24 protein-coding genes are annotated in these 26565 nt (G+C 59.1%); 13 read left to right on the forward strand and 11 right to left on the reverse strand.

Annotation, left to right across the window (positions count from 1 at the left end; translation table 11 throughout):
* Nucleotides 1–86 precede the first annotated feature (86 nt).
* On the reverse strand, nt 87–1811 hold the full coding sequence (locus tag ACTG27_RS20210) for a proline--tRNA ligase (protein ID WP_106844096.1): 1725 nt from the start codon (nt 1809–1811) through the stop codon (nt 87–89).
* 273 nt (nt 1812–2084) lie between these two features.
* Between ACTG27_RS20210 and rlmD the strand changes: the two genes are divergently transcribed.
* Nucleotides 2085–3437 carry a 23S rRNA (uracil(1939)-C(5))-methyltransferase RlmD gene (gene rlmD / locus ACTG27_RS20215; RefSeq protein ID WP_439980273.1) on the forward strand — a complete coding sequence of 451 codons (1353 nt, stop codon included), beginning with the start codon at nt 2085–2087 and terminating at the stop codon, nt 3435–3437.
* A gap of 79 nt (nt 3438–3516) precedes the next feature.
* Here the strand turns inward: rlmD and ACTG27_RS20220 are convergent, their stop codons facing one another.
* The 3 genes from ACTG27_RS20220 to ACTG27_RS20230 are packed head-to-tail and all read right to left on the reverse strand — an operon-like array spanning nt 3517 to nt 6996.
* Nucleotides 3517–4086, reverse strand: a complete 570-nt coding sequence (locus tag ACTG27_RS20220; RefSeq protein ID WP_040066980.1) for a PqiC family protein — start codon at nt 4084–4086, stop codon at nt 3517–3519.
* Entirely contained in the window at nt 4083–5732 is a 1650-nt protein-coding gene (gene pqiB / locus ACTG27_RS20225) for an intermembrane transport protein PqiB (protein WP_439980275.1), read from the reverse strand. The genes ACTG27_RS20220 and pqiB overlap by 4 nt, the downstream gene beginning before the upstream one ends.
* Nucleotides 5725–6996 (reverse strand): PqiA/YebS family transporter subunit, encoded by a 1272-nt coding sequence (locus tag ACTG27_RS20230; protein WP_439980276.1) that lies wholly within the window; start codon nt 6994–6996, stop codon nt 5725–5727. Before ACTG27_RS20230 ends, pqiB begins: the two co-directional genes overlap by 8 nt.
* A gap of 176 nt (nt 6997–7172) precedes the next feature.
* Here ACTG27_RS20230 and hfq point away from each other — a divergent pair, with 176 nt between their 5' ends.
* Nucleotides 7173–7532, forward strand: a complete 360-nt coding sequence (hfq, locus tag ACTG27_RS20235) for an RNA chaperone Hfq (RefSeq protein ID WP_005335772.1) — start codon at nt 7173–7175, stop codon at nt 7530–7532.
* A 133-nt stretch (nt 7533–7665) separates the two neighbouring features.
* On the opposite strand, the gene ACTG27_RS20240 is transcribed toward hfq, so the two are convergent.
* The 6 genes from ACTG27_RS20240 to ACTG27_RS20265 form a co-directional block, all read right to left on the reverse strand.
* Nucleotides 7666–8256 (reverse strand): HAD family hydrolase, encoded by a 591-nt coding sequence (locus tag ACTG27_RS20240; RefSeq protein ID WP_439980277.1) that lies wholly within the window; start codon nt 8254–8256, stop codon nt 7666–7668.
* A 65-nt stretch (nt 8257–8321) separates the two neighbouring features.
* A complete protein-coding gene (locus ACTG27_RS20245; RefSeq protein WP_439980279.1) occupies nt 8322–9425 on the reverse strand; it encodes an EAL and HDOD domain-containing protein in 1104 nt (367 codons plus the stop codon).
* Nucleotides 9426–9429: 4 nt separating this feature from the next.
* Nucleotides 9430–11070 (reverse strand): sensor domain-containing diguanylate cyclase, encoded by a 1641-nt coding sequence (locus ACTG27_RS20250; protein ID WP_439980280.1) that lies wholly within the window; start codon nt 11068–11070, stop codon nt 9430–9432.
* Nucleotides 11071–11324: 254 nt separating this feature from the next.
* On the reverse strand, nt 11325–13361 hold the full coding sequence (locus ACTG27_RS20255; protein ID WP_439980281.1) for an exoribonuclease II: 2037 nt from the start codon (nt 13359–13361) through the stop codon (nt 11325–11327).
* 99 nt (nt 13362–13460) lie between these two features.
* Nucleotides 13461–14360, reverse strand: a complete 900-nt coding sequence (locus tag ACTG27_RS20260) for a LysR family transcriptional regulator ArgP (RefSeq protein ID WP_439980282.1) — start codon at nt 14358–14360, stop codon at nt 13461–13463.
* Between the two features lie 201 nt (nt 14361–14561).
* Complete coding sequence (locus tag ACTG27_RS20265) at nt 14562–15212, reverse strand: acyl-homoserine-lactone synthase (RefSeq protein ID WP_439980283.1); 651 nt, start codon at nt 15210–15212, stop codon at nt 14562–14564.
* A 62-nt stretch (nt 15213–15274) separates the two neighbouring features.
* On the opposite strand from ACTG27_RS20265, the gene ACTG27_RS20270 reads away from it, so the two are divergent.
* The gene (locus ACTG27_RS20270) at nt 15275–16057 is read left to right on the forward strand and encodes a LuxR family transcriptional regulator (RefSeq protein WP_005335753.1); all 783 of its coding nucleotides are present in this window, start codon (nt 15275–15277) and stop codon (nt 16055–16057) included.
* 207 nt (nt 16058–16264) lie between these two features.
* The gene (gene lysE, locus ACTG27_RS20275; protein ID WP_058056519.1) at nt 16265–16873 is read left to right on the forward strand and encodes an L-lysine exporter; all 609 of its coding nucleotides are present in this window, start codon (nt 16265–16267) and stop codon (nt 16871–16873) included.
* Between the two features lie 81 nt (nt 16874–16954).
* Here the strand turns inward: lysE and ACTG27_RS20280 are convergent, their stop codons facing one another.
* Nucleotides 16955–18964, reverse strand: coding sequence for a methyl-accepting chemotaxis protein (locus ACTG27_RS20280; protein WP_439980285.1), 2010 nt, complete (start codon nt 18962–18964; stop codon nt 16955–16957).
* Between the two features lie 260 nt (nt 18965–19224).
* On the opposite strand from ACTG27_RS20280, the gene ruvA reads away from it, so the two are divergent.
* The 9 genes from ruvA (at nt 19225) to tolR (ending at nt 26564) form a co-directional block, all read left to right on the forward strand.
* Nucleotides 19225–19839, forward strand: coding sequence for a Holliday junction branch migration protein RuvA (gene ruvA / locus ACTG27_RS20285; RefSeq protein ID WP_005335746.1), 615 nt, complete (start codon nt 19225–19227; stop codon nt 19837–19839).
* A gap of 8 nt (nt 19840–19847) precedes the next feature.
* Nucleotides 19848–20858: a Holliday junction branch migration DNA helicase RuvB gene (gene ruvB / locus ACTG27_RS20290; protein WP_005335744.1), complete on the forward strand. Its 1011-nt coding sequence runs from the start codon at nt 19848–19850 to the stop codon at nt 20856–20858.
* A gap of 934 nt (nt 20859–21792) precedes the next feature.
* The gene (locus tag ACTG27_RS20295; RefSeq protein WP_005335743.1) at nt 21793–23349 is read left to right on the forward strand and encodes a cytochrome ubiquinol oxidase subunit I; all 1557 of its coding nucleotides are present in this window, start codon (nt 21793–21795) and stop codon (nt 23347–23349) included.
* 11 nt (nt 23350–23360) lie between these two features.
* A complete protein-coding gene (cydB, locus tag ACTG27_RS20300) occupies nt 23361–24497 on the forward strand; it encodes a cytochrome d ubiquinol oxidase subunit II (protein ID WP_019446890.1) in 1137 nt (378 codons plus the stop codon).
* A 14-nt stretch (nt 24498–24511) separates the two neighbouring features.
* Nucleotides 24512–24628: a cytochrome bd-I oxidase subunit CydX gene (gene cydX, locus ACTG27_RS20305; RefSeq protein ID WP_005304933.1), complete on the forward strand. Its 117-nt coding sequence runs from the start codon at nt 24512–24514 to the stop codon at nt 24626–24628.
* The gene (locus ACTG27_RS20310) at nt 24615–24926 is read left to right on the forward strand and encodes a cyd operon YbgE family protein (protein WP_041202810.1); all 312 of its coding nucleotides are present in this window, start codon (nt 24615–24617) and stop codon (nt 24924–24926) included. Before cydX ends, ACTG27_RS20310 begins: the two co-directional genes overlap by 14 nt.
* Before the next feature lie 105 nt (nt 24927–25031).
* Nucleotides 25032–25439: a tol-pal system-associated acyl-CoA thioesterase gene (gene ybgC / locus ACTG27_RS20315; protein ID WP_005335737.1), complete on the forward strand. Its 408-nt coding sequence runs from the start codon at nt 25032–25034 to the stop codon at nt 25437–25439.
* On the forward strand, nt 25429–26118 hold the full coding sequence (gene tolQ, locus ACTG27_RS20320; protein ID WP_005335735.1) for a protein TolQ: 690 nt from the start codon (nt 25429–25431) through the stop codon (nt 26116–26118). Before ybgC ends, tolQ begins: the two co-directional genes overlap by 11 nt.
* A complete protein-coding gene (gene tolR, locus ACTG27_RS20325) occupies nt 26118–26564 on the forward strand; it encodes a protein TolR (RefSeq protein ID WP_005335733.1) in 447 nt (148 codons plus the stop codon). The genes tolQ and tolR overlap by 1 nt, the downstream gene beginning before the upstream one ends.
* Nucleotide 26565 lies beyond the last annotated feature (1 nt).

Genomic DNA, 26565 nt, shown 5'->3' on the forward strand with positions numbered 1-26565 from the left:
ACCCTTCATCCGGTTGCCGTCGTCAGCACACGGAAACAAAAAGCGCGCCAAATGGCGCGCTTTTTTATATCGGGAAGAGGGCGGGATTAACGGCCCAGCTTGGCCTTGAGCATGGCGATGATGTCGCCAATGGCCACTTCCTGCTTCTCGCCGGTGCGGCGGCACTTGTACTCCACCACGCCGTTGTCCAGACCGCGATCGCCGATGACGATGGCGTGCGGGATGCCCAGCAGCTCCATGTCGGCGAACATTACGCCCGGGCGCTCTTTACGGTCGTCGAACAGCACGTCCACACCAGCGGCTTTCAGCTCGGCGTAGAACTGCTGTGCCTGTTCGGCCACGCGCTCGGATTTGTGCATGTTCATCGGCACGATAGCCACTTCGAACGGAGCGATGGCGTCCGGCCAGATGATGCCGTACTGGTCGTTGTTCTGCTCGATGGCGGCAGCTACCAGACGGGAAACCCCGATCCCGTAGCAACCCATCTCCATGGTGACGGACTTGCCAGCTTCGTTCAGCACGCTCGCCTTCATCGCTTCGGAGTATTTGGTACCCAGCTGGAAGATGTGGCCCACTTCGATACCGCGCTTGAGCAGCAGCTTGCCCTGGCCGCACGGGCTCGGGTCGCCTTCCACCACGTTGCGCAGGTCGGCAACTTCGTAGGTAGCGATGTCGCGATCCCAGTTGGCACCGGTCAGGTGGAAGCCGGTTTCGTTGGCGCCGCAGACGAAGTCCGCCAGATGGGCGGCGCTGCGATCGACGATGATGCGACCGGCAAAGCCGACCGGGCCGATGGAGCCTGCATCGCAACCGGCGGCAGCTTTGATCTGCTCGTCGTTGGCGAAGGTCAGCGGGTTGGCCACGCCAGCCAGTTTCTCTGCCTTGATTTCGTTCAGTTCGTGGTCGCCACGCAGTACCAGCGCGATGACGGCCTGCTTGCCGTGCTCATCTTCCTCTGCCAGTACCAGCAGGGTCTTGGCGATGGCGGTCGGTGCCACGTTCAGGAAGGCAGCCACTTCGTCGATGGTGTGGACGTTCGGGGTGGCAACCTTGGTCAGGGCTACGGTGGCGGCTGCGCGCTCACCAGCCGGTGCCAGCGCTTCGGCCATCTCGATGTTGGCGGCGTAATCGGAGCTGTCGGAGAAGGCGATCAAGTCTTCACCGCTCTCGGCCAGCACCTGGAATTCGTGGGAACCGGTACCACCGATGGAGCCAGTATCGGCCTGCACCGGACGGAAGTTCAGGCCCATGCGGGTGAACGCCTTGCAGTAGGCGGCGTGCATCTTCTCGTAGGTATCGACCAGAGACTCTTTGTCGATGTGGAAGGAGTAGGCATCCTTCATCAGGAATTCGCGGCCACGCATCACGCCGAAACGGGGGCGCACTTCGTCGCGGAACTTGGTCTGGATCTGGTAGAGGTTGAGCGGCAGCTGCTTGTAGCTGTTCACTTCGTAACGCACCAGCGCAGTGATCACCTCTTCATGGGTCGGGCCCAGCACGAAGGGACGGTTGTGACGGTCGGTCAGACGGCACAGCTCGGGACCGTAGTCATCCCAGCGGCCGGACTCCTGCCACAGCTCGGCGGGTTGTACCACCGGCATGGAGACTTCGACGGCACCAGCATTGTTCATCTCTTCGCGAACAATGTTCTCGATTTTCTTCAGTACCCGCAGACCGGTTGGCAACCAGGCATACATGCCGGAGGCCAGTTTACGGATCATCCCGGCGCGCAGCATCAGCTGGTGGCTGACAACTTCAGCGTCGGAGGGGGTTTCCTTGAGAGTGGAAAGCAGATATTGGCTGGTACGCATCGCGGTAGACCTTAGCTAGAACGGGCGCGGGGCCCAGGATAATTTCAAGGGCGGAATTTTAACAGGCTGGGCGTTGCGGCCCAAGGGCTAAATTTGCCGCAACCCGAAAGGTGGCCACGCCCGGCAGATGGTCAGGGCAATGACCATTGCAACAAGCAGGCTTTTTATGCCTGCAATTTGGCCGGATCTCCGCTAAACTCTGCCACCTTTTCTCGATGGGCATGGCTTTGCTGCGTTCATCACCCCCCATTTTTAGTACTTTTGGAGCCGCTCATGCCGTTAGTGGGACATCAACACCAGATCGAGATCCTGGAACTGACCGACAAAGGAGATGGCAAAGGACGCCTGTTCGATCGCCCCCTGTTTGTCGAAGGTCTGCTGCCCGGTGAGCAGGCGCTGGTGGAGCTGACCGAGGTCAAGCCGAACTATCTGCACGGCAAGGTTGCCGAGCTGCTCCAGCCCTCTGCCGACCGGGTTGCCGATTTCTGCCCCAACACCGAGTGTGGTGGCTGTCAGGTGCGCCCGCTGGCCTATCCGGCCCAACTCAAGCTCAAGCAGGCCTTGGTGCAGAGCGCACTGGAACAGGTCGGGCTGGGTGACACGCAGGTCAAGGATATCCTTGGCATGGAGAGCCCGTTCGCCTATCGCAACAAGGCGCAATATGCGGTGCGTGGCTGTGACGCCGGTGCCGAGATCGGTTTTTATCGCAAGCACTCCCACGATCTCATCACCGCCGATGACTGTGCGGTGCAGGATCCGCTGCACGTGGAGCTCAACGCCCGGGTGCGCAACTGGATGCGCGCGCACGACATCGCCGCCTATGACGAAGTAAACCACAGCGGCTGCGTGCGTAACCTGATGACCCGCAAGGGCTTCAAGAGCGGCGAACTGATGGTGGTGCTGGTCACTTTGGGTGAGGTGCTGCCGTTCGAAGCCGAACTGTTGGCAGCTCTGAGCGATCTGCCGGTCACAACCTTGGTGCAGAACATCAACGATGAGCACACCAACCGCATTCTGGGCGCGACCAACCGGGTGCTGCTCGGCGAAGGGGTGATCCGCGACAAGATCCACGAACTCGAGTTCGAGATCTCGCCGCTCTCCTTCTTCCAGAACAACCCGACCCAGACCGATGTGCTCTACTCCAGCGCCCTCGAGTATGCCGAGCTGACCGGTAACGAGACAGTGTTCGACATCTATTGCGGTATCGGCACCATCTCCCTGTTCCTGGCTGGCAAGGCCGCCAAGGTCGTCGGGATCGAGTCGGTGGAGAGCGCCATCAGCGATGCCCGTCGCAACGCCGCCCTCAACGGTATCGAGCACACCGAATTCCACGTCGGCAAGGCCGAGCAGCTGATGCCCGAACTGCACGCCCAAGGTGTGACCGCCGACGTGGTAGTGATGGACCCGCCGCGCAAAGGCTGTGACAAGGCGGTGCTGCAGACCCTGGTCGCCATGGCGCCCCGTCGTTTGGTCTATGTCTCCTGCAATCCACAGACCCTGGCCCGCGACCTCGCCTGGCTGGTCAAGCAAGGCTTCGTGCTGGACGAGGTGCAGCCGGTCGATATGTTCCCGCACTCCATGCATGTGGAAGCGGTTGCCCGCCTGAGCCTGCCTGCCAAGGCATAAGTCGCCCCCGACTCTTGCCCATAAAAAAACGACGCCAGCTGGCGTCGTTTTTTTATCTCTGCAATCGGCGGATGGGCGATTAGCTGGCGCTCTGGCGCACCTCGGCGGCGATCTGGTCGAGCAGCTGTTGCCAGCCCTGACCCAGCTCGTTCACCAACGCGTTGTAGCCATCGGCCGGCAGTACTCGCTCCTGACGGAAGGGAGCATCGCGCAGCACGGTGCCATCTTCCGCCAGCAGGCGCCAGCGACCGCTCAGCACGGCGCTGCCGTCATGACGACCCTGAAAGCGCTCCACCAGAATGGTCAGCACCGGCCCCTTGCGGGCGCCATCCTGCCGTACCACCCAGCCCGGCAGGCGGGTGGAGAGGCCATTGAGGGTGAGCTGGTTGAGTTGATCGTCCAGCGCACCTGCCCAGCGATGGTACTCGGTGAAGTGGAGCTCTTGCCCTTCCAGCTGATAGACCAGACTGATCCGGTCGAGCTGGCTGGCCAGCGCCACCGGGCGCAGCACCAGCTGGTGCTGCGGTTGGGCCGGGGCCGTTACGGGTTGCTGGTTGTCGGCATCGAGCGAGTAGTAGTGCAGGCTTGGCTGGCTGCTGCAACCCGCCAGCAGGCCCAGCAGGGCCAGCGTCAGGATCTCTTTTTTCATTGTTTGCCTCGCTTGGGCTCAGGGTCCGATGGATGCGCGCGATCGAAGATCAGCGAGCTGGGCTGCTCGTTGAGGGAGTGCACCAGCGGCTGCAGTTCGCGCATCAACTGATTGAGGGTCTGCACCGACTGACGCAGATCCTGATTGGTCTGCGACTGGGCATCATAGGCCTGCAAGGTCTCCTGCAACTGCTTTAGGCTCTCGTTGAGCGAGGCCGGCAGCTGCTGGGTGGAATCCTTGGCAGTGAGCTTGTTCAGGTTGGCGCTGACTGCACTGATGTTCTTCAGGGTGCCATCCAGGGTGGTGAGTGACCCGTTGACCTTGGTCAGGGTGGTCGCCATGTCCATGTCGACAAACTTGTCGAGGATGAGGTTCACCTTGCGCTCGATCTGATCCAGCCCGCCCTGCACGGTGGGGAAGACCTGATAACCGGCCAGCTTGGCCTGCTCGAAACGTGGCGCGTCCGGATAGAAGTTGAGATCGATGATCTTGCCGCCGGTCAGCAGGCTCGAGGTCTTGAGGCTGGCACGCAACCCCTCCTTGAACTGCTTGCCGAACAGGGCTCGCCACTGATCCTTCTCCGCCTTGGCATAGCGGTGGGAGAGGCGCTGCACCTCGATGCGAGCCAGCACCGGGATCTGGCGGCTCTTGAAGATCTGCACGCCCTTGTCCTCGATGAGGTAGGGGGCGGAGATGACGGTACCGACCCGAATACCGCGATACTGCACCGCCGCGCCCGGGTGCAGGCCACCCACGTTGTCATCGAACAGGAAGACGTAGTCGATGAACTGATCCAGACTACCGGCCAGCACGCTCGCCTCATCCTGGAACAGGGTGAACCCTTCCATCTGTTTGACCGGCTCGCCAGGCGCCCAGCCGGGTGGCAGACCCATGGTGATGCCGCCATCGATCAGGCTCTCCAGCGAATCCATCTTCACTTTCATCCCCTCGCTGCTCATGGAGACCTCGAAGCCCGGGGTCATCCAGAAGCGGGAGTTGCTGCTCACCAGAATGTCATAGGGGGCGTGGATGAAGATTTGATACTGCATCTCGCTCTTTTCCGGCAGGAACTTCGCCTCTTCCACCTGACCTATGGTGAAGCCCTGATAGTTGATGGGGGAGCCTTCCCCGAGCGCGCGGGTGTCGCGACTGCTGAGGGTGAGACGCACCCCCTTGGCATCGAGGGAGGCGAGCGGCGGTTTGTCGAGCATGGCGTATTCGTCCCGCGCCCGACCTTTCTTGCCGGGGGCGAGCTCGATATAGGCGCCGGAGAGCAGGGTGCTCAGGCCCGATACCCCTTCACGGCCCACTCTGGGCTTGACCACCCAGAACTGGCTGTCACCGCGCAGCATGCCGGAGGCCGCATTGGTCAGCCGTCCTTTCAGCACCGCATGGCTGTAGTCATCGCTCAGCTCGACGGCCTCGATGCGGCCGACGTCCACTTCGCGGGAGCGGATCACCGTCTTGCCAGCGACTATGCCCTCGGCAGTGGCGACTGTCAGGGTGAAGCTGGGGCCCTGGGAGTACCAGTGCTGGAACAGCATCCAGAGACCGATGAACAGCGCCAGCAGGGGCACCATCCAGATTGCGGCGGCAGAGCTCAGAAAGTCAGAGCCCGGTTTCCACCTTTTTTTACGCTCACTCACGTTCGCGTTCTCCTTGTTGTAAATCCCAGATCAGGCGGGAGTCGAAACTCATGGCGGCGACCATGGTGATCAGCACCACACCTGCAAATGCGACGGCCGCAGGGCCGGGATAGATGGTCATCAGATTGTCGAGCCTGATCAGGCCCGCCAGAATGGCCACCACGAAGACGTCGATCATCGACCAGCGTCCGACAAATTCGGTCATGCGATAGAGTTTGAGCTTGCCGAGGGGGGAGGTGACATTGCCGCGCTGCACCATATAGCAAAGCCAGAATAGCGCCAGTATTTTCACCAGCGGCACCACCACGCTGGCGAAAAAAATCACCGCCGCTATGGGGTAGGAGCCCATGGCCCAGAGCAGCACCACACCGCCTAGGATGGTGGAGGGGCTGTCATCACCGAGAAACACCGTATCCATGATGGGATAGACGTTGGCCGGAATGTAGAGAATGGCGGAGGTAAACAGCAGCGCCCAGGTGCGGTTCAGGCCGCCCGGCTTGCGCGCATGCAGCTTGCCGCCGCAGCGGGAGCAGCTGTGGCTGCCCACCTCGCTTAGTGCACCACAGATATGGCAGCCCACCAGACCTGCTTCCAGCGCGCCCGCTTCCGGGTCGATATCCCGCGCCTCGGTAGGGCCGAACAGCCGCTGCCACAGCCACATCTGATCCAGCGAGGAGATCATCTTGATGAGCAGCACCGTGTAACCGACGAAAGCCCAGAATGACAGCCCCATCTTGATGTCGGCCATCCCCATCAGCTTGACCAGCGAGATGAGCACCCCCACCAGAAAGACATCCACCATCAGCCAGGGTTTGATCCGGCAGAGCAGACGGCCGAGGGAGCGCAGAGCATTGCTGTGCAGATCTTTATCGACCCGCCACAGCACCAGCATGATGGATCCCATATAAACCAGTGGCAGGCCGATCAGGGTCAGGCTCAGTACCGCACCGAGAAACAGATAGCCCTCATCCACCAGGGTGGTGATGCTCTGCAAAAAGGTCATCTCCTGACCCACGCCTTTGGCCGAGAAGGACATAAAGGTAAAGGCATTGGCGAGCACGAACATGATAAGTGCCGCGAACCCGTAGGAGATCGGCCGCAACTCCTGCTGTGGCAGGTGGCGACTCAGGGTGTGTCCGCAACGGGGGCAGCAGCTGGCCTGTCCCACCTCGAGCGGTGTGGCCGGTATCAGCAGGTCACACTCTTCGCAGGCAGTGGCATCATGGACATAGGTGGTGTGGTGTTGGTGTGAAACCGGATGCAAGATAAAACCCCAGATAAGGCCCGTGGTAGAGCCAGAGCTGGCGATTATCGCAGTTGTGCTGGTCAGCGACCAGCCCCCGGAGGGCGCTATTGCTGGCGGGAGTGAGAATGACTTTGACAAGCCAGTGCCCATTTAGCACAATCAAACGCCACTTTTTTTCCGCGGGACAATAATTTATGACAACTGAATCCCCCAGCTACTCCACGATTGAGCAAGCCTTCTCCCTCGGGAACGGGCAAGATTCTGCCCTCAACTGGTTGCGCAAGAACCGCAGTCAGGTCGCTATTTTTCTGGTGAGCGGCATCAAGCTGGAAGGCACCATCAGCGGGTTCGACCAGTACAGCGTGCTGCTGACCGATGCTCATGGTAACCAGCAGCTGGTCTACAAGGCCAAGATCTCCACCATCGCCATGCACACCGGCCGTCCGCAGGTGAACATCCAGCGTGCTCGCAAGCCGCGTGTCTCCATGGCGCCGCGCCCCCACGGTGCGCCGGGTCGTTATGACGACAATCAGGGCGGCGGCAACAACGAGTAATCGTCTGCCCCGCACTCCTCGTTGACGCGCCCTGCGTCAGCGGCTGACGGAACCTGCTCTCATTTTTCATTAATGTCCCGTATGAGAGCCGGTTCCGGTTATCGCCCCTTGCAGGGCGATATTTTTTTCCGCACTACGCGGTTATGCCGACCGGTTGACCCTCTTTGACCATGCAGGTCTGCATACCCGCCGCCTCTCCGGCCTGTACCCCGATTCCGGTATCTTCAAACACCAGACAGCCTGATGGCTCGACCCCCAGCTTGCTGGCGACCAGCAGGAAGGTGTCCGGATTGGGCTTGTGCAGCTCCACATCGTCTGCGGTGACCACCACAGAGAAGTAGCGAGCCAGCCCGGTGTTGCGTAGCACCGCTTCGGCGTTGACGCGGGGCGAGCCGGTGCCGATCCCCATCGGGATGACGCCATGATAGCGCTCGACCAGCGCCTGCATGGCCGGAAAGACGGTCGCCTTGTGCAGGTTGGCCACATAGTGGGCGGTCTTGCAGCGGGTGACTTCGAGGGGATCGAGGGGGATCTGCTGCTCCTGTGCGACCAGCAGGGCTATCTTGCGGCTCGGCATGCCACCCAGCTCATAGAACCAGTCGGCATCGAAGTGAAAGCCAAATTCGCGGGCGGTATGTTCCCAAGCGGCGAGGTGCAGCGGCATGGAGTCGACTAGGGTGCCATCAAGGTCAAAGACCAGGCCTTGGAATCCGAAAAGCGTCATGGTGCGGGTCAGTCTCTGAAAAAAGGGAGCCCATTCTAGCCAGTGGCTCCCCGCCTCGCCATCACCTAGCTGGTGAGAAACGCTTGCCCCCACATTTGTGACTGAAAATAGACGGGGGTGAGCTGGGCCGGATCGAGTTGATATTTGGGGGCAAGCTGTTCCAGCAGGGCCCAGTTACCCTGTTCATAGGTGCTGACCAGCTGAAACAGATGAAAGAGTGGCCCTTCGTGCAGTTCGATGGCGCGCTGCACGCTCTTGGGCAGGTGGGCCATCAACGGCTCCGACAGCAGGGAGCCATCGAGCACCAGTCCTACCAGAAAGGCCCAGCTTGCCTCCGCTTTACCGAGGGCGGTGAGGGCCATCAACTCGCAGAAGCGGCCGCGGGCTATGGCCATGCGGGTACAGGCTTCGGGTATGTGCTGGCTCACCCGGGCCAGACCGTTGATCAGCACGAACTTGCGGATCTCCTGCTCCCCCAGATAGGAGAGGGCGCGGGGTACCGAGGTGATGGGGGCGGCATGATCGAAGCCGGGGGCGTTGACGTAGGTGAGCAGCAGGCCGGGCAGCCAGGCATCCTGCTCCAGCAGGCGGGCTACCTGGGCGAAGGAGAACTCTTCGTGGCAGATGAGCTGAAGGATCTGCTGTACCAGCGCCATATCGGGCTGGTTGGCCCGCTGATTGACCAACTCCGGACGGGCGAGAAAGCCGCCAGCAAAGAAGTCGACCCCCGCCTCCCGCAGTGGGAGAAAATCCGCCCAGGTTTCGATGTTCAGCGCCATCCGCTTGTGTTCGGTGGGCTGGCAGATCCCCTCTTCCCCCATCCAGTACACCAGCAGGCGGCTGGCGCCGAGCCAGCGTGGATCCCGGTTGGCGCCGTGCACCGCCAGTCTGCGCCGGCTGTCGCGCCACTGCTCCAGCACCGGGAACGAGTTGGGCTGGCGTTCACTGGAGGCTTCAACCAGCGGGATCGCGTCCTGATCCAGCAGCATGGGACGCTGTTCATCGAGCTGTTCGTGGGTGAAGGGCACCAGATATTGACGCCCCTGTGCCAGCAGGCGGCAATGTTGCGCCAGTGAAGGCCATTCGGCCGGTGAGCTGAGCTGATAGTCGATGCCGTAGGCCACCAGAGCCAGGCGACGATTGAAGATAGGGTAGCGACGCAACAGCATGGGATCACCGATAGGCCAGAGTGCGGGCCCTCCCTTGTGACTTGGCGTGGTAGAGCGCCTGGTCAGCCTGTTCGGTCAGGGTCTGCCATGCTCCGTCCTGGGAGGGAACCAGATAGCTAAAGCCTATGCTAACCGTAATGAAATCAGCAACCCGCGAGGCGGGATGGGGCATTTTCAAGCGGGCAAGACCATCGTGGATCCGCCCGGCCAGCTGTTCGGCCTCACCGGGTTGGGGGGCGCAGAGCAGAATGACGAACTCCTCGCCGCCGTAACGGGCGACCAGATTGGTGCAGCGCCGTTCAGCATTCCGCAGCACATGGGCCACCTGTTGCAGGCAGAGATCCCCCTTGGCATGGCCGAAGTGGTCGTTGTAGGCCTTGAACTCGTCGACGTCGATCATCAATACCGCCAGCAGGTTCTGGGTGCGTCGTGCCCACTCCCACTCCCGCTGCATGGTGATGTCCCACTGGCGCCGGTTGGCGATGCCGGTGAGGGGATCTTCCAGCGACAGCAGGGAGAGGCGGTGATTGGCCTCCTCCAGCGCACGGTTGGTCTCGGCCAGTTGCATGGTGCGCTCGGCGACCCGGGCCTCCAGCTGGCGGTTGAGGGTTTCCAGCTGCTCCTGAGTGCGCTGGCGGATCAGCAGTTGCGACAGGATGGCGGCGTACTGTTTGAAGATCTCGCTCTGATAGGCCTTGAGCGGACGGTGCCAGAGCAGGTTGTCGGCGGCGATCCAGCCGATGGGGGTGGTGCCATCCCATAGTGATACCATGGCGTTCCAGCCACGGCCCACCTGCTGCTTCTCGTAGTAGAGGGGGGTATCTTCCATCACCAGCACGTAATCCTTGCGCATGAGCGCCTCTTGCACCGTCGGGTGATCTGGGATGGGGCTGATGAAGTTATGTTCATCCATCAGCTCGCCCTCTTCGCTGGTGCCCCAAGTGCCGCGCATGGTCTTGCCATCGGGTTCGATCAGGAAGATGGCAACCCGATCGAACTGCAGCTCCTTGCGGGCCAGCAGCACGGCATCCCGCAGCAGATCGTTCTCGCTGCGACTGCGGGAGAGGGTGACGCTTACCATGTGCAGCGCCTGCAACATGGTGAGGAAGGAGCCCTGCAGTGCCTGACTCTGTACCAGGTCGGTCTGGGTATGGAGCCGCTGGTCCCGCTCCTGATTGACCTGGCTGGAGAGCAGGTGATTGCTGAGCTCGGCAGTCAGATAGTGGATAAGGAGCTGGATGCCCTGACGCTGGTGGGAGGAGAGGCGATCGATGCGGCGGCGGGTCTCCAGATAGATGACCCCTTCCAGTTTCATGTGACGCTTGAGAGGGAAACAGGCGCGTAACTGCGGCTGGGCAGGCTCCACATTTTCTCCGGGATCAGGCGGTGGTGGGAGCTGCTCGATCACCAGTTGTCCCTTCTCCATCGCCTTGTCGATCAGGTGGTGGGGCAGGGTCAGTTGACCGAGATGGGCGAGATCAAGCGTGGTCAGCCCCTGATCGAGCTGAAAGCTGTAGAGCTGCGGTTCGGGGGCTTTCAGCCAGAGGTAGAGGCGTTCGGCATCGGTCTTTTCACGGATGGTGGCGAGGCTCACTTCGCATAACTGAGCGAAGTTGGTGAAGTGTTCCGGGTCCCATTCCTGCATGCCAATATCCCTTGGATTGTACCCAAGCGAGTATAGACATATTTCTCCTTGATTAATATGTCAGAAAGGAGAGGCAGTGCACATAACGGTTGCTTTCAGCCCTGCTGGTGGAGACATTCACTGCGTTCTCTGCCAATCGTGGATAGAACTGTATGCCATAACGGTATATATGGCTGCTTGTAGGGCGGGATGCCGGGCAAAAAAGAGCCCGCACGATGGCGGGCTCTCGGGCAGATCAGATGATTCTGCGCGGCTTATTCTGCCTTGGGGGCAGCCTCAGCGGTCGTTTCACTGCTATCGGCTGGCGCACTCTCGGTCGCCGGGGCTTCCGGTGCCGGACCTGGTACCAGATCTACCGCCGGTTTGGCGATGAGAGAACGGGTCTCTTCCACCGCTTCGGTCAGCTTCACCTCGATGATCTGGCCGAGCTCGTAGACCACCTCGGTCTTGTCCAGATAGACGCGGCCGTTGTCCCAGTTGCACTCCAGTCGATCCTTGTTGTCGAGGATGTGACGGGCAGGCATGAAGACCACGGCGCCGTTCTCCTGCAAACGCAGCTTGAGACCGGCACGCATCACGTCGATGATCTCGGCGTTGAACACCTTGTCGGTGCCAGCATCGGCCTTGAGGTAGCGAACATAGAGCCAGTCGCCGATGTCGCGCTCCACCATGCGGTGCAGACGGCGGCAGGCGGTCAGGTGCTCGGTGAGCTCGGTGCTCGGGCGCTCGCCCGGGGTCTTGCCGGCGATGACGGCTTTGAGCAGACGATGGTTGACCATATCGCCGTACTTGCGAATAGGTGACGTCCAGGTGGCGTAGGCATCCAGACCCAGACCGTAATGGGCGCCCGGTTCGGAGGACATCAGCGCATAGCTCTGGAAGCGGCGGATCTTGCCATCCAGCCAGCGGGTGTCGAGGTTGTCGATCCAGCGGCGCAGGGCGCAGAAGCCGGAGAGGCTGGCGATCTCGTCGCGCTCGAACGGGGCTTCGGCACTCTTCAGCAGGTCGATGGCGCCGTCGAGGGACTCTTCGTCAAAGCCGGTGTGAACGTTGAAGATGCCGTAACCGACGCTCTTGCCCAGCACGCGACCGGCACAGATGTTGGCGGCGATCATCGACTCTTCCACCATGCGGTTGGCGATGCGGCGCGGCTCGACGTGGATGGCCAGCACTTCGCCATTCTCGCCCAGCTCGAAGTCGTAGTCGGGACGATCCGGGAATACCAGCGCATGCTCGGTGCGCCACGCGATGCGCGCCTCGGTCATCGCCTTCATCAGCGGCAGCTGGGCCAGTACGCCTGCGTCGATGGACAGCTCTTTGCCATGCTCGGCCCAGTCGGAGACGTCGTCATAGTTGAGACGGGCGTGGGAACAGATGCGGGCGGCGAAGAACTCGGTCTCCTCCAGCAGCAGACCATCTTCGGCGATGAGCAGACGGGCGCACAGAGTGTTGCGCTCCTCGCCCTCTTTCAGGGAGCAAAGCTCGTCGGAGAGGGTGCGCGGGATCATCGGCACGTTGCGGCCCGGCATATAGACGGTGAAGGCGCGCTGGGCCGCCTCTTTGTCCAGCTCGCTGCCTTCGGCCACATAGGCGGTCGGGTCTGCGATGGCAACCAGCAGCTCCCAGCCGTTCTCCAGCTTGGTGATGGCCAGCGCATCGTCCATATCCTTGGTCTTGGCACCGTCGATGGTGAAGAAGGGCACCTTGGTCAGGTCACGACGGGGCAGCTCCTCCTCTTCGATCACCTTCCACTCCGGCAAGTCAGCCGGCTCGACCTGGGCCAGATTGTGGCGCGCCAGCACCACCCACCAAGGCACATTGTGATCTTCCTGGGCGGCAATCTTCTGGATGATCTCGGCAGAGAAGTTGCCGTCGACCAGCGCATGGCGCTTGAGGGTGGCCACCACCCAGTCACCTTCCTTGAACTCTTTCTCATCCAGACCCTTCTTGACGCGGGCCTTGATGGCATCCTTGATCAGCGGATGGTCGGCCACCACGTTGAGGCGGTCGCGGAACATCTTGACCCGGGCCACGAAGCGGGTGACGGACTGCTCCAGCAGGGTATCCGGCTCGGCCACTTCCTTCTCTTTTTCGGTGCGGATCAGGGCGGTCACCCGGTCACCGTGCATCACCTTCTTCATGTAGGGAGGCGGCACGAAATAGCTGGTCTTCTCATCGACTTCCAGAAAGCCGAAGCCCCGGTCCGAGGCGCGGATCACACCCTCTTTCTTCGGGATGTTTTCGCGGATTTGTTGCTTGAGCTGGGCCAGCAGCGGATTGTCTTGGAACATAAGTGAGGAACCTGAAGTGAAAACCTGGGTGGAGACCTGATGAAGGATCGCCCAGCACTATACGTTTTTAGCCCTGCAAAGCCAAGGTGAATGGCCTGCTCAGCGTGGTTTCAACTGCGAGCTGGCATGGTCGATAAGGCGTTGGGAGAGCTGCTTGTGAACCCCTTTTTCCAGTACCCAGCGGTGCCAGTAGAGGCGTTCCGTCAGGACGTGGTCGGGACTGAGGTTGAGTAGTGACCCGCCAGCCAGCTGGCCTCTTATCTGCAATTCGGGAATGAGACAGTAGGCCAGCCCCTGTTCGGCCATGGCGACGAAGGCCTCTGACGAGTGGACCGTATGGCAGGGATAACCGCCCGGCTCCAGCCCGAAGCGTTCTCTCATAAAGCTCACATGCATGTCATCGCGCTGATCGAACGCCACCGCCGGTGCCTTGGCCAGCGCCTCACGGGTCAGGCCGCGAGGGAAGTGGCGGGCAACAAAGGCGGGGCTGGCGGTAAGCTGATAGTTCATCTCACCGAGCTCATCGACGCAGCAACCCGCCAGCGGTTGGGGATGCAGGCTGACTGCGCCAAAGGCCTGACCCTCGCGGACCTTGTCGAGGGTGCGGCTCTCGTCATCGACCAGCAGGTTGAGTTCGATGGGGTGCTGTTTCAACAAGGGGGCAATGGCGGGCAAAAACCAGGTGGCCAGGCTGTCGGCGTTGACGGCGATGCTGATCCGGATTGGCCCTTGCGGCTCATCGGGAGTCAGCTCCCCCGACAGTTCGAGCTCGAGCTGATGTACCTGCCGATAGTGGGCCAGCAGTTTCTGGCCGAGTGGCGTGGCCTGCAGCGGCTGGCTACGAATAAGCAGCGGCTCGGCAAACTGTTGCTCCAGCTGCTTGATCCGCTGGGAGATGGCCGACTGGGTGATATGGAGCGACTTGGCCGCCCGATCGAAGTTCTGTTCCTGCAGTACCGCATCCAGTGCCCGCAGCAGTTTGTAGTCCAGCTCTTTCATCTTCTCTCCCTTCCGTTGCCCAAGGGCTGACTCTACGTCACTCGGCAGGGGACAACAATGGGCGGTGGAAGGGACGTTGCGCTGTGATTTTTGACAGTAGTGGTCAGGCCATTGAGGGAGGATACTCTCTGGTGCCGCATGGGGTAGCCCTGCGCAGATCGTAGCGACATCTTTATCCCGGGTCTGTTTTCCCGGGATTTTTTATGAGTGAACTGCCAGCACCGGTGACGGTTGCTGCAGTGGATAATGGCTGGTTTGATAATGGCCCAGCAGAGGTTGGGAGACCGCCTGCGCGAAGCGCTCATCCAGATGGAAGCGGATGCCAACGCCCCTTACCGCCCCCAGATCGACCGCCTGCCGATGACCGAGCCGCTCGATGGGCAGGCCAAGTCGGCGGAAGATGCGCTCCACCGGCAGGCTGACGACGGCCAGCAGCTCCCGGATCCCGTGGGCATGGGCGAAGGCATAGACCTCGCGGAAGATGACGCAAGTGAGTTCGCTGACGCCATTGCTCATGCGCGGTGCGCGCTGGGCATCGATAGCCAGACGGGTGAGTTCCCAGACATCGGGGGTGCGTGGCGCGCTTTCACCGGCAAGGGCGGTGGGGAAGATGGTGGGCAGCATATAGGCATCGGCACAGTTGAGCAGACGAATACAGCCACACAGCCCTTGTTCGTCCTCGATCAGAACCCAATGGGTGTCTGGCGTGTCGAAGCTGTCACGCTCCAGGCCCCGATGAGACTCGACATCCCAGCCTAGCCGGTCGGAAAAGGCGCGATTTCGAAAGCGATAGAGTTCATTCTCCACCTCGTTTCGTGGATGTTCTCTCAATTTTCCTTTAAAAACCAACATTATGGACCCTCTATCTTGCTATTCGCCGTTATAATCACATGTCTGGCCAAGGGGGCTTTCATATGAACAGAGACCAACTGCTTGAGTACCTCGAACATTTCACTTCGGTGACGGACGGCAATCGTCTGGCCGAACTGATCGGTCGCTTTACGCTCGGGATGGGCTATGACTACTATCGCTTCGCCCTGATCCTGCCGATGTCGATGCAAAGGCCCAAGGTGGTGCTGTTCAACCAGTGCCCTGATTCCTGGGTGCAGGCCTATACCGAAAACAACATGCTGGCGTGCGATCCGGTGATCCGGCTGGCACGCAAGCAGACGTTGCCCATTTACTGGAACCGCCTCGATGAGCGGGCCAGTTTTTTGCAGGAGGGAACCATGGACGTGATGGGGTTGGCAGCCGAGTTCGGGTTGCGTAACGGCATCTCCTTCCCTCTGCACGGCGCAGCCGGGGAGAACGGTATTCTCTCCTTCATCACCTCCGAGCGGGCCTCGAGCGACCTGCTGCTGGAGTCCTCGCCGATCCTCTCCTGGATGTCCAATTACATCTTCGAGGCGGCCATTCGGGTGGTGCGTTTCAGCATGATGGACAGTGCGGGGAAAGACCCCTTGACCGAGCGCGAGACCGAGTGCCTGTTCTGGGCCAGCGAAGGGAAGACCTCTAGCGAGATCGCCTGCATCCTCGGGATCACGGAGCGCACGGTCAATTACCATCTCAATCAGGTCACCCGCAAAACCGGCTCAATGAACCGCTATCAGGCCATTGCCAAAGGGGTTAGTACGGGGCTGTTGCTGCCCAATCTGGAGCAAGTTGTGGTTACCAACTTCCCCAGATTGCTGCAGTAGGCTGAGCCCACAGGCGCAACAGATTCTCCTGCCGCACTCTGAGGGTCACAATTGTCAGATCCGGTAATTGACAAGGGCTGGAACAGCGGCTGGGTATGCCGGTTTTTATTAGCAAAATGAATCAATCAGTAAATCAATGAATTTCTAAGAAGGAACTACCATCGCTATAGTGCCGCTCATTCATCATTTCGAACGGTACTCTCCATGATGCTCGCAACGACACTGCAAGGCTTCACCATCGGTCTGGCCATGATCATCCCCATCGGCGCCCAGAATGCCTTTGTGCTGAGCCGGGGCATCCATCGCAATCACCATCTGCTGACGGCCACGCTCTGCAGTTTCTGCGATCTCACCCTGATTGCTATCGGCGTATTTGGCGGGGCCAATGTGCTGGCCGCCAGCCCCTTCGGCATGGCGTTGCTCACCTGGGGAGGCGTGCTGTTTCTCGGCTGGTTTGGTGGCCGTTCCCTGCTCAGTGCCTGGCGTGGCAAGGGGGAGGGGCTTGCCGAGTCTGCTCAGCAGATGGGTGCCAAAAGCGTGCTGGCGATGACGCTGGGAGTTACGCTGCTCAATCCTCACGTCTATCTCGATACATTGATGCTGCTTGGCTCCCTTGGCAGTCAGGTGAGCGAGTCCTTGCGTCCGGCCTTTGCTGCGGGGGCCATGCTGGCCTCGTTGGTGTGGTTCTACTCGCTGGCGCTGGGTGCTGCGGCACTGGCGCCCTGGCTGGCCAGCAGCCGGGTGCAGCAGGGGATCGACCTGCTGGTTGGCATCATCATGCTGAGCCTGGCTGTTCAACTGGCCATAGGACGTTGAGGAAGTTAAGGCGGCAGGAATGAGCGACCGGTAACAAAAAGATGCCACTCATATGAGTGGCATCTTTGCTATTGGAGGGGCTCAGACTCTGAACTGGGAGAGCAGGCGCTGTTGCATCAGGCTGGCTTGATGGAGCGAGGAGGCGAGTTGCAGACACTCCTGCGCCTCCTGTTCGCCGGTTCTGGCTTGCAGACTGATGCCGGAGACCTTGTCAGAGGAGTGGCTCAGGGTGTGTGACAGTTGCCCGGTAGCCACGGCCACCTGCTGCACCATGTCGGCCAGCTGGTCGATGGCGCCTTCCACCTTGAACAGGATCTGCTTGGTGTTCTCGGAGTCCTGCATGCCGGACTCTACCGTCTTGAGGTTGCGCTGCATCATCAGATAGGCGGTTTCGGTCTGCTGCTGGATGCTGCTGATCACCTGGCTGATCTCGGCGCTTGATGTCGCGGTGCGATTGGCCAGGGTGCGCACCTCGTCCGCAACCACCGCAAAGCCACGCCCCATCTCCCCCGCGCGGGCCGCTTCGATGGCCGCATTGAGAGCCAGCAGGTTGGTCTGCTCCGAGATACCGCTGATGGTGGAGATGATCTGGCCAATCTGACCCGCCTGCTCCTTGAGGGAGTTGATGGCGATGGCACACTCGCTCACCTCCTGTACCACCCGCTGCATGCCCGCGCTGGCGGAGGCGACATACTGGCTGCTCTCGGTGGTCAGCTGGCGCACCTCATTGGCATTGTGGGCCGCCATGCTGCAGTTGTCCGAGATACCGGTGGCGACTTGCACCATCTGTTCACTGTCGTGGTGCAGGGCCAGCGCATGTTCGGCGGTCTGGCGGCTGCTTTGGCTGATTGCCTCCACCCGGTTGACCGAGGTGTGAACGTGTTCGCTGATGTGCTGGTTGTTGTCCATGGTGGAGCTGATCATCTTCTGCAATTTCTCGATGAAACGATCCACGCTGTTTGCCAGCGAGCCTATCTCGTCATCCCGTTGCAGGTTGATGCGGGCGTTGAGGTCTCCCTCGCCGGCGGCGATATCCTGCATTCGTTTGTCCACTTGCAGCAGCGGGGTCACCAGCTTGCGGGTCAGCCAGAAGCCGCAGAGAGTGACCATGATCAGGCTCAGTAGCAGGCCACCCAGCAGCAGGGTTCGGGTCTGGCTGATGATGCCGTTGAGCTGGGCCACCTGATCCTCTACGGTAGCATCGCCGCTCTCCTCGATGGCAACCAGCTGTTGTCGCAGCTCATCGGCACTGACCTCATAGGCGGACTGCTGGGCCTGATAGCTGCCGAGCGCATCGACCCACTGTCCCATCAGTTGCTGATGCCTGGCCAACAGGGCGCGATACTCTGCCGACAGTGTCTTGCCGGTAAATTCGCCGGTTCCCTCGATATCGAACAGCCCTGTGCCGAGCATGCTGTCGACCGCTTCGTGGTAGAAATCGGTCGCCTCTTTTAACTCGGCTTGGATCGCCTCTGTGACTCCTTGTCTGCGCATCTTCTCCAGCGCATAGAGCTGGCGCAAAAAGCCTATGTTGGATTCCATCCCCCCGTCGGCCGCTTCCCAGCGAGTGGAGAGGCCGCTGTTCCAGCTGATGGTCTGGTCGGGGGATTGGGTCAGCGCCTCGACTGCCCCATCGCCGATCACCTCCAGCTGGGTCGAGAGGCGGGCCATCAGGTCGGCGTTGTGATGCAGGGCCTGATCCACCTCTGTATACGCGTGATAGAGCGCCAGCAGCTTCTCTTGTTGCTGTTGATAGTCCTGCTTGTGCTGTTCCATGGTGGCAAGGGCTGCACCATCAATGAGCTGCCCCTGGCTGACCCGGGCCAGCGCATCATCGGTCGCCGCCTTGGCTGCATCGAGTTCGGCGCGATTGAGCGGGGTACCGTTTTGCATCTTCTGAATCTGTAGCTGTTGATTGCCCAGCTCTATGGAGCCCTCCATGGCACCGTCGGCGGTCTGCCAGGCGGCGCCCAGTACGTAGGAGAGCAGATTGGCTAGCCGCTGGCTGCCATACCAGCCAACGACCCCCATGCCCAGCGTACAGCCGAGCAATATGGCAAGACCCAGATTGGAGGTGGTAACAATTTTCATGTGATGGCCTTCCTTGGTATCGACATTGGCACCAGTTTCGGTTCCGAACGGGTTTAGTGTAGTGGTTTATCCCCCGCTCGGGGGCCGGTGCGGCGCTGAAACATCCCGTGCACTGGCTGCACCCGATCAAGCATGGTGGAAAATTGGATAAAAAGCCTCTCTGACCACAAGGGTGTTGCTGCCCTATGCTGGATACTTATCCAGTTATTCTTTATGCTATGAGCCAATTTACGAATAGTTGTATTGGTGAGGAGAGAGCCGTGATTGGTCGCTTGAGAGGCATTGTCATTGAAAAGCAGCCCCCCGAGGTCCTGCTGGAAGTGGGCGGGGTTGGCTATGAGGTACAGATGCCGATGAGCTGCTTCTATGATTTGCCGGAGATCGGCAAGGAAGCGACCATCCATACTCACTTCGTGGTACGGGAAGATGCCCAGCTGCTCTATGGTTTTAACCACAAACAGGAGCGGGCGCTGTTCCGCGAGCTGATCAAGACCAATGGAGTCGGCCCCAAGCTGGCGCTGGCGATTCTTTCCGGCATGACAGCTACCCAGTTTGTGCTGAGTGTCGAACGTGAAGAGATAAGCTCTTTGGTCAAACTGCCGGGAGTCGGCAAGAAGACCGCCGAGCGGCTGGTGGTGGAGATGAAGGATCGCCTCAAGGGGTGGGTCAGTCACGACCTCTTCTCCCCGGCCATGGTCACCCTGCCAGCCAGTGAGCCCGAATTGCGGGCACCGGATGTGACCGAGGAGGCGGCCAGTGCGCTGGTGGCCCTAGGTTACAAGCCGCAGCAGGCGAGTCAGATTGTCAGCAAGATCGCCAAAGAGGGGATGTCGGTGGAAGATATCATCCGTGAATCCCTGCGTAGCCTGGTATGAGGTAGTTGATGATTGAAGCAGACCGCCTCATTTCGGCCAGTGCCGCCCGTGAGGATGACATTATTGACCGGGCTATCCGCCCCAAGAAGCTGGCTGATTACACCGGTCAGGATACCGTCTGCGAGCAGATGGAGATCTTTATCGAAGCGGCCCGTCAGCGGGGTGAAGCGCTCGATCACCTGCTGATCTTCGGCCCGCCGGGTCTGGGCAAGACTACCCTCGCCAACATCGTCGCCAACGAGATGGGGGTCAATATCAAGACCACCTCCGGCCCGGTGCTGGAGAAAGCGGGGGATCTGGCGGCGCTGCTCACCAACCTCGAACCGAACGATGTGCTGTTCATCGACGAGATCCATCGCCTCAGCCCTGTGGTGGAGGAGGTGCTCTATCCGGCGATGGAGGATTACCAGCTCGACATCATGATCGGGGAGGGACCCGCAGCTCGCTCCATCAAGCTGGATCTGCCTCCCTTTACCCTGATTGGCGCCACCACCCGGGCCGGTTCACTCACCAGCCCGCTGCGGGATCGCTTTGGTATCGTCCAGCGGCTGGAGTTCTACAACGTCAAGGACCTGACCGATATCGTCTCCCGCAGTGCCCGTTGTCTGGGGCTAGACATGACGGAAGATGGTGCCATTGAGGTCGCCCGTCGCTCTCGCGGCACGCCGCGGATTGCTAACCGTTTGTTAAGGCGGGTGCGCGACTTTGCCCAGGTGAAATCCGATGGCCGGATCGACGGCCCCATTGCTGCCCGCGCCATGGACATGCTGGATGTCGATAACGAAGGTTTTGACTTCATGGACCGCAAGTTATTGTTGGCTGTGATAGACAAGTTTATGGGGGGCCCGGTGGGTCTCGATAATTTGGCCGCCGCGATCGGGGAAGAGAAAGATACTATCGAAGATGTGTTGGAGCCTTATCTGATCCAGCAAGGGTATCTGCAACGTACACCCAGAGGACGGATTGCGACCACACGAGCCTACGCTCATTTCGGTCTTCAGCGACCAGATGAGAAGTAAAAACAGTCGTTTGAACATGAAACCGCCGTCAAAGGCGGTTTTTTATTATCCGGGCAAAAAAAAGCCCACGGCGGATGCGGTGGGCAAAGACAATTCAGGATGGATGTTCACAGACAGTGAGTGCGTCTGGACACAGACCGGAAAATAAACAGGTGAGCCGTCGCGAGCTCTCAGAGTCGGTTCAGTTGATAGAGCTGAACAAAGGAAAGCTTGTAGTAACGGATGGTTTTAGCAACAAACTTTTTCATCTTCGATTCCAATAGACAGGTTCAAATTGATCGTCGAATACGTACCGTGAACCCGGATTAACCGGCCTGTATCCAAGGGTATGCCCTCACTGCGAGGCGCATTGTAGGAGTTCGAATCGACCCCGGCAAACAAGAAAAATTGCACTCTTCAAATTAGTTTATCTAATGTCTTTGTTGATGAAATTGGTTCGCATGAGTATGCATTCTTTGCAATTTTAAATTGAGTTTTCGAATCAGATTGCCTGACTCGGATAACATGGAAAAAGGCGCGTCATTCACGCTTTTCAAATTAAACCGAGTGGCGGGATGTTAAATTCTTAAATTGATTTAAATCAATGTTTTACGCTTTATCGTGTTTTGTGATCTGGCTCGCGTCAATAATCGTGAAATAGATTAAAAATGCCTTTCAAAGCCATGTATGGCGGGTCCTTTTACATTGATTTCAATCAAATAAAGGTGATATAAAAACCCGGTCATCATGGGCGAGAATAAATTTAGGCTGATTGTTTTGGAATTGTTAAACATTAGCTTTATTTGTGTTCTCGTATTGCCTTGTTGTTAATGCCAGTGGTTACTGAACGCGTTTTGTTGTGACACGTCCCAATAAGGCTCATTCGATAACCTCCAACGGAAGCTTTGTGCTTAAAACTTAAAATAGCCGTGCCAATAATCGGTGAGGAAACATCATGATTGCTGAGCATGTGGTAGACCTATCGCGGTTCCAGTTCGCTGCGACGGCCCTTTATCACTTTTTGTTTGTACCCCTGACGCTGGGAATGGCCTTTCTCCTGGCGATCATGGAATCCGTCTATGTGATGACCAACAACACCATCTACCGGGACATGACCAAATTCTGGGGTAAGTTGTTTGGTATCAACTTTGCCTTGGGGGTCACCACAGGTCTGGCCATGGAGTTCCAGTTCGGGACGAACTGGGCTTACTACTCCCATTATGTCGGCGATATCTTCGGGGCCCCGCTGGCTATCGAAGGGCTGATGGCCTTCTTCCTGGAGTCCACCTTCGTCGGTATGTTCTTCTTTGGTTGGGATCGTCTGAGCAAGCATCAGCATCTGGCTGCCACCTGGTTGATGGCGCTGGGTACCAACCTCTCCGCCCTCTGGATCCTGGTCGCCAACGGCTGGATGCAGAACCCGGTCGGTGCCGAGTTCAACTTCGAATCCATGCGGATGGAGATGATGAGCTTCGCTGACGTGGTGCTCAACCCGGTTGCTCAGGTCAAGTTCGTCCACACTGTGGCGGCTGGTTATACCTGTGGCGCCATGTTTGTGCTGGGTATCTCCTCCTACTACCTGCTGAAGAATCGTGATGTGGCGTTTGCCCGTCGCTCCTTCGCCATTGCCGCTGCGTTCGGTATGGCTTCCATCGTGTCCGTGCTGATCCTCGGTGACGAATCCGGTTACGAGACCGGTGAAGTGCAGAAGGTGAAACTGGCCGCTATCGAAGCTGAGTGGGAGACTGAACCTGCTCCGGCCGCCTTTACCCTGTTCGGTATTCCGAATCAGGAAGAGATGCGCACCGACTACGCCATCAAGATCCCCTATGCGCTGGGCATTATCGCGACCCGTTCTCTGGATGGTCAGGTAACCGGTCTGAAGGATCTGAAGAGCGAGCACGAACTGCGCGTCCGCAACGGTATGACCGCTTACGACCTGCTGACCAAGCTGCAATCCGGTGACAAGTCTGACGAGACCCGCGCTCGCTTCGACGAAGTGAAGCAGGATCTGGGCTACGGTCTGTTGCTCAAGCGCTACACCAGCAACGTGACCGATGCTACCGACGAGCAGATCAAGGCCGCCGTGGATGACTCCATCCCGCAGGTTCTGCCGCTGTTCTTCGCCTTCCGCATCATGGTTGCCGTCGGCATGCTGATGCTGGTGCTGATTGGTATGGCCTTCTATGACAGTGCCCGTCACCAGATCGGCAAGCGCAAGTGGCTGCTCAAGGGTCTGCTGTGGGGTATCCCGCTGCCGTGGATCGCGATCGAAGCTGGCTGGTTTGTCGCTGAGTATGGTCGCCAACCGTGGACCATTGCAGAGGTGTTGCCGACTTCCCTCTCTGCATCCAACTTGCCTGCAGCCGAGATCTGGTTCTCTCTGATCGGTATCTGCCTGTTCTATACCGTACTTCTGGTTATCGAGATGTACCTGATGTTCAAGTATGCCCGTCTTGGCCCCAGCAGCCTGAAGACAGGCAAGTATCACTTTGAACAGATCAAGGCATAAGGAGAGCGACCATGTTTGATTACGAAACTCTGCGTGTCATCTGGTGGGCTCTGGTCGGCGTACTGCTGATCGGTTTTGCCATCACTGACGGCTTCGACATGGGGGTAGGCGCACTGCTCCCGTTCGTCGGCAAGAAAGATGTCGAGCGCCGCGTGATGCTCAACACCATGGGGCCGCACTGGGAAGGCAACCAGGTGTGGCTGGTCACTGCCGGTGGTGCCTTGTTCGCCGCCTGGCCGATGGTGTATGCCGCGACCTTCTCCGGCTTCTACATCGCCATGATCCTGACGCTGATGGCGCTGTTCCTGCGTCCGGTCGGTTTCAAGTACCGCTCCCTGCGTGCTGATGCCAAATGGCGCAGCAACTGGGACTGGGCCTTGTTCGCCGGTAGCGCCGTACCGCCCATCGTCTTTGGTGTGGCCTTTGGCAACCTGCTGCAAGGCGTTCCGTTCGAGTTTAACCAGTTCATGATGTTGACCTATCACGGCAACTTCTTTGGTCTGCTTAACCCGTTCGGCATTCTGGCTGGTCTGGTGAGCCTGTTCATGCTGCTCACCCAGGGCGCAACCTGGTTGATGATGAAGACCGACGGTGAAGTGCTGGCGCGTTCCCGCACTGCCGCCATGGTCTGCTCACTGCTGACTCTGGTGCTGTTTGCTGCCGCGGGTTGGTGGGTAAGCGGTATGGAAGGGTATGTCATCGTCAAGGCTGCCGCGACAGACGCAGTATCCAACCCGATGAACAAGGAAGTTGTCCTGCAGGCTGGTGCCTGGATGAACAACTACACCCTCTATCCGTGGATGGTGGCCGCCCCTGTACTGGGCCTGGCCATGAGCCTGCTGACTGCGCTGTTTGCCCGCATGAACATCGGCTGGCTGGCGTTTACCAGCTCCTCGCTGGCGATTGCCGGGGTCATCCTCACTGCCGGTTTCTCCATGTTCCCGTTCGTGATGCCCTCAAGCCTTGAGCCGTCACTGAGCCTGACCATGTGGGATGCTACCGCCTCTTTCAACACCTTGCAGGTGATGACTGTGGCTGCAGCGATCTTCGTACCGATTGTGCTGGGTTACACCATCTGGACTTACATCAAGATGTTTGGCCGGGTAACCAACAAGCACATCGAAGATAACCAACAATCTCTCTATTAAGAGGTGCGCTGACAATGTGGTATTTCACCTGGATCCTGGGACTGTTGCTGGCCTGTGCATTTGGCATCATCAATGCGCTGTGGCTGGAACACACCGAGAACATGGATCGTCAGATCGATGAAAACAAGTGATCGACTCGCCAGGCTGGCCGCTCCACTGGAGCGGCAGCCGTGGCAGGGGTTGATGTTACTCGCGGCGGCCTTGTTGGCCGTCGCTATTTTACAGGCCCCCAATCTGATCGCGGCCAACACCAGCGAGCATGGTCTCTGGCTTGCTCCCTGGCTGATGTGGGCCGTCTGTTGTGGCGTACTTAACGGGCTTGGCTTTCATCTGAAAAGCCTGCCCGGACGTGTGCTGTTCAACCCCTGGCTCGCCTGGCCCAGTTTGTTGTATGGCCTCTGGCTGACACATTCATATTTCCTTTCATAAAAAACGGGGGGAGGCAGGATTTCCCTGTCTCCCCCTGCTTCTTTCCTATTCAGCCCTGCGCTATGATAGCCCCCCATCTGACTGTCGAATGGATCACAGATTGTTATGGGGGAAGTCTTTGAGTTTCCGGTGCGTGTCTACTACGAAGACACCGACGCCGGGGGCATCGTCTACAACGCCAATTATCTCAAGTTTATGGAACGTGCTCGCACCGAGTTTCTTCGTGCCAAAGGGGTCGAACAGGACGTCTGGCTGCAGGAGGGATATGCCTTCGTGGTGAGCCGAACTGAGATCGATTTCCGCTCGGCGGCCCGTTTTAATGAACTATTGAATGTATTAACGCAAGTGATTGAAGTGAAACGCGCATCCCTGCGCTTTTCGCAGCAGATCCTGGCGGCTGATGGACGACTGATCACCCAGGCCATGGTACAGATAGCCTGTGTCAGTCATCCGCAAATGAAACCTGTAGCTATACCTGAAAAAATCAAGGGAGTGCTGTTAAGTGCACGCTGAAATTTCGTTTATTGGCCTGTTTTGGCAAGCCAGCCTGTTGGTAAAACTGGTCATGATGACCCTGATGAGCATGTCTATTGTCTCGTGGGCGCTGATTATCCAGCGTTCAAAGGCGATCAAGGCGGCCAATCTCGCATCGGAACAGTTTGAAGATCGCTTCTGGTCAGGGGTCGATCTCAATCGCCTCTATCAGGAGTCCTCTTCCCGCCGCGATGATATCGAAGGCATGGAAGATATCTTCTACTCCGGCTTCAAGGAGTATGCCCGCTTGCTCAAGGCCGGTGCCCGTGGTCAGGATGCGGTGATGGATGGTACCTACCGCGCCATGCGCGTCTCCCTCTCCCGCGCGGTGGATGATCTGGAATCCAATCTGCCGGTGCTGGCGACCATCGGCTCCATCAGCCCCTATATCGGTCTGTTTGGTACCGTATGGGGGATCATGAACGCCTTTATCGCCCTGGGGCAGGTTCAGCAGGCCACCCTGCAGATGGTGGCACCGGGTATCGCGGAAGCGCTGATCGCTACCGCCATGGGTCTGTTTGCCGCTATCCCGGCGGTTATCTTCTACAACCGCTTCTCCAACAAGGTCGAGCGGCTGGAGAACGCCTACGCCAACTTCATGGACGAGTTCACTACCATTCTGAACCGTCAAATTGCACAGCAGCAGGGTGATCAGTAATGCAAACCTATCAGCGGATCCGGCGCAAGAAGGTGGCCGAGATCAACGTGGTTCCCTATATCGACGTCATGCTGGTGCTGCTTATCATCTTTATGGCGGTCACGCCGGTGATCACGCAAGGGGTCAAGGTGGATCTGCCACAGGCTGAGTCCGAGCAGTTGCCGGAAGATGCCAAGCCGCCCTTCATCGTCAGCGTCAATACCGAAGGCGAGTATGTCATCAAGGCTGGCGAAGCCGATGACGAGCCGGTGCCAAGCGGCACGCCAGAGGCGATGCAGCAATACATCACCGAAAAAGCCATGGGCTATCTGGCGATCAACCAGAATGCCCCCGTGGTGGTCGCGGGTGACAAGGCCGTGCGCTACGAAGAGGTGATCCTGTTGATGGTGGCCCTCAAGAATGCGGGTGTGCCTCAGGTTGGCCTGATGACAGATCCGGTGAACTAAC

It is taken from the genome of Aeromonas sp. 97A, assembly GCF_051919185.1.
GTDB lineage: Bacteria > Pseudomonadota > Gammaproteobacteria > Enterobacterales > Aeromonadaceae > Aeromonas > Aeromonas veronii.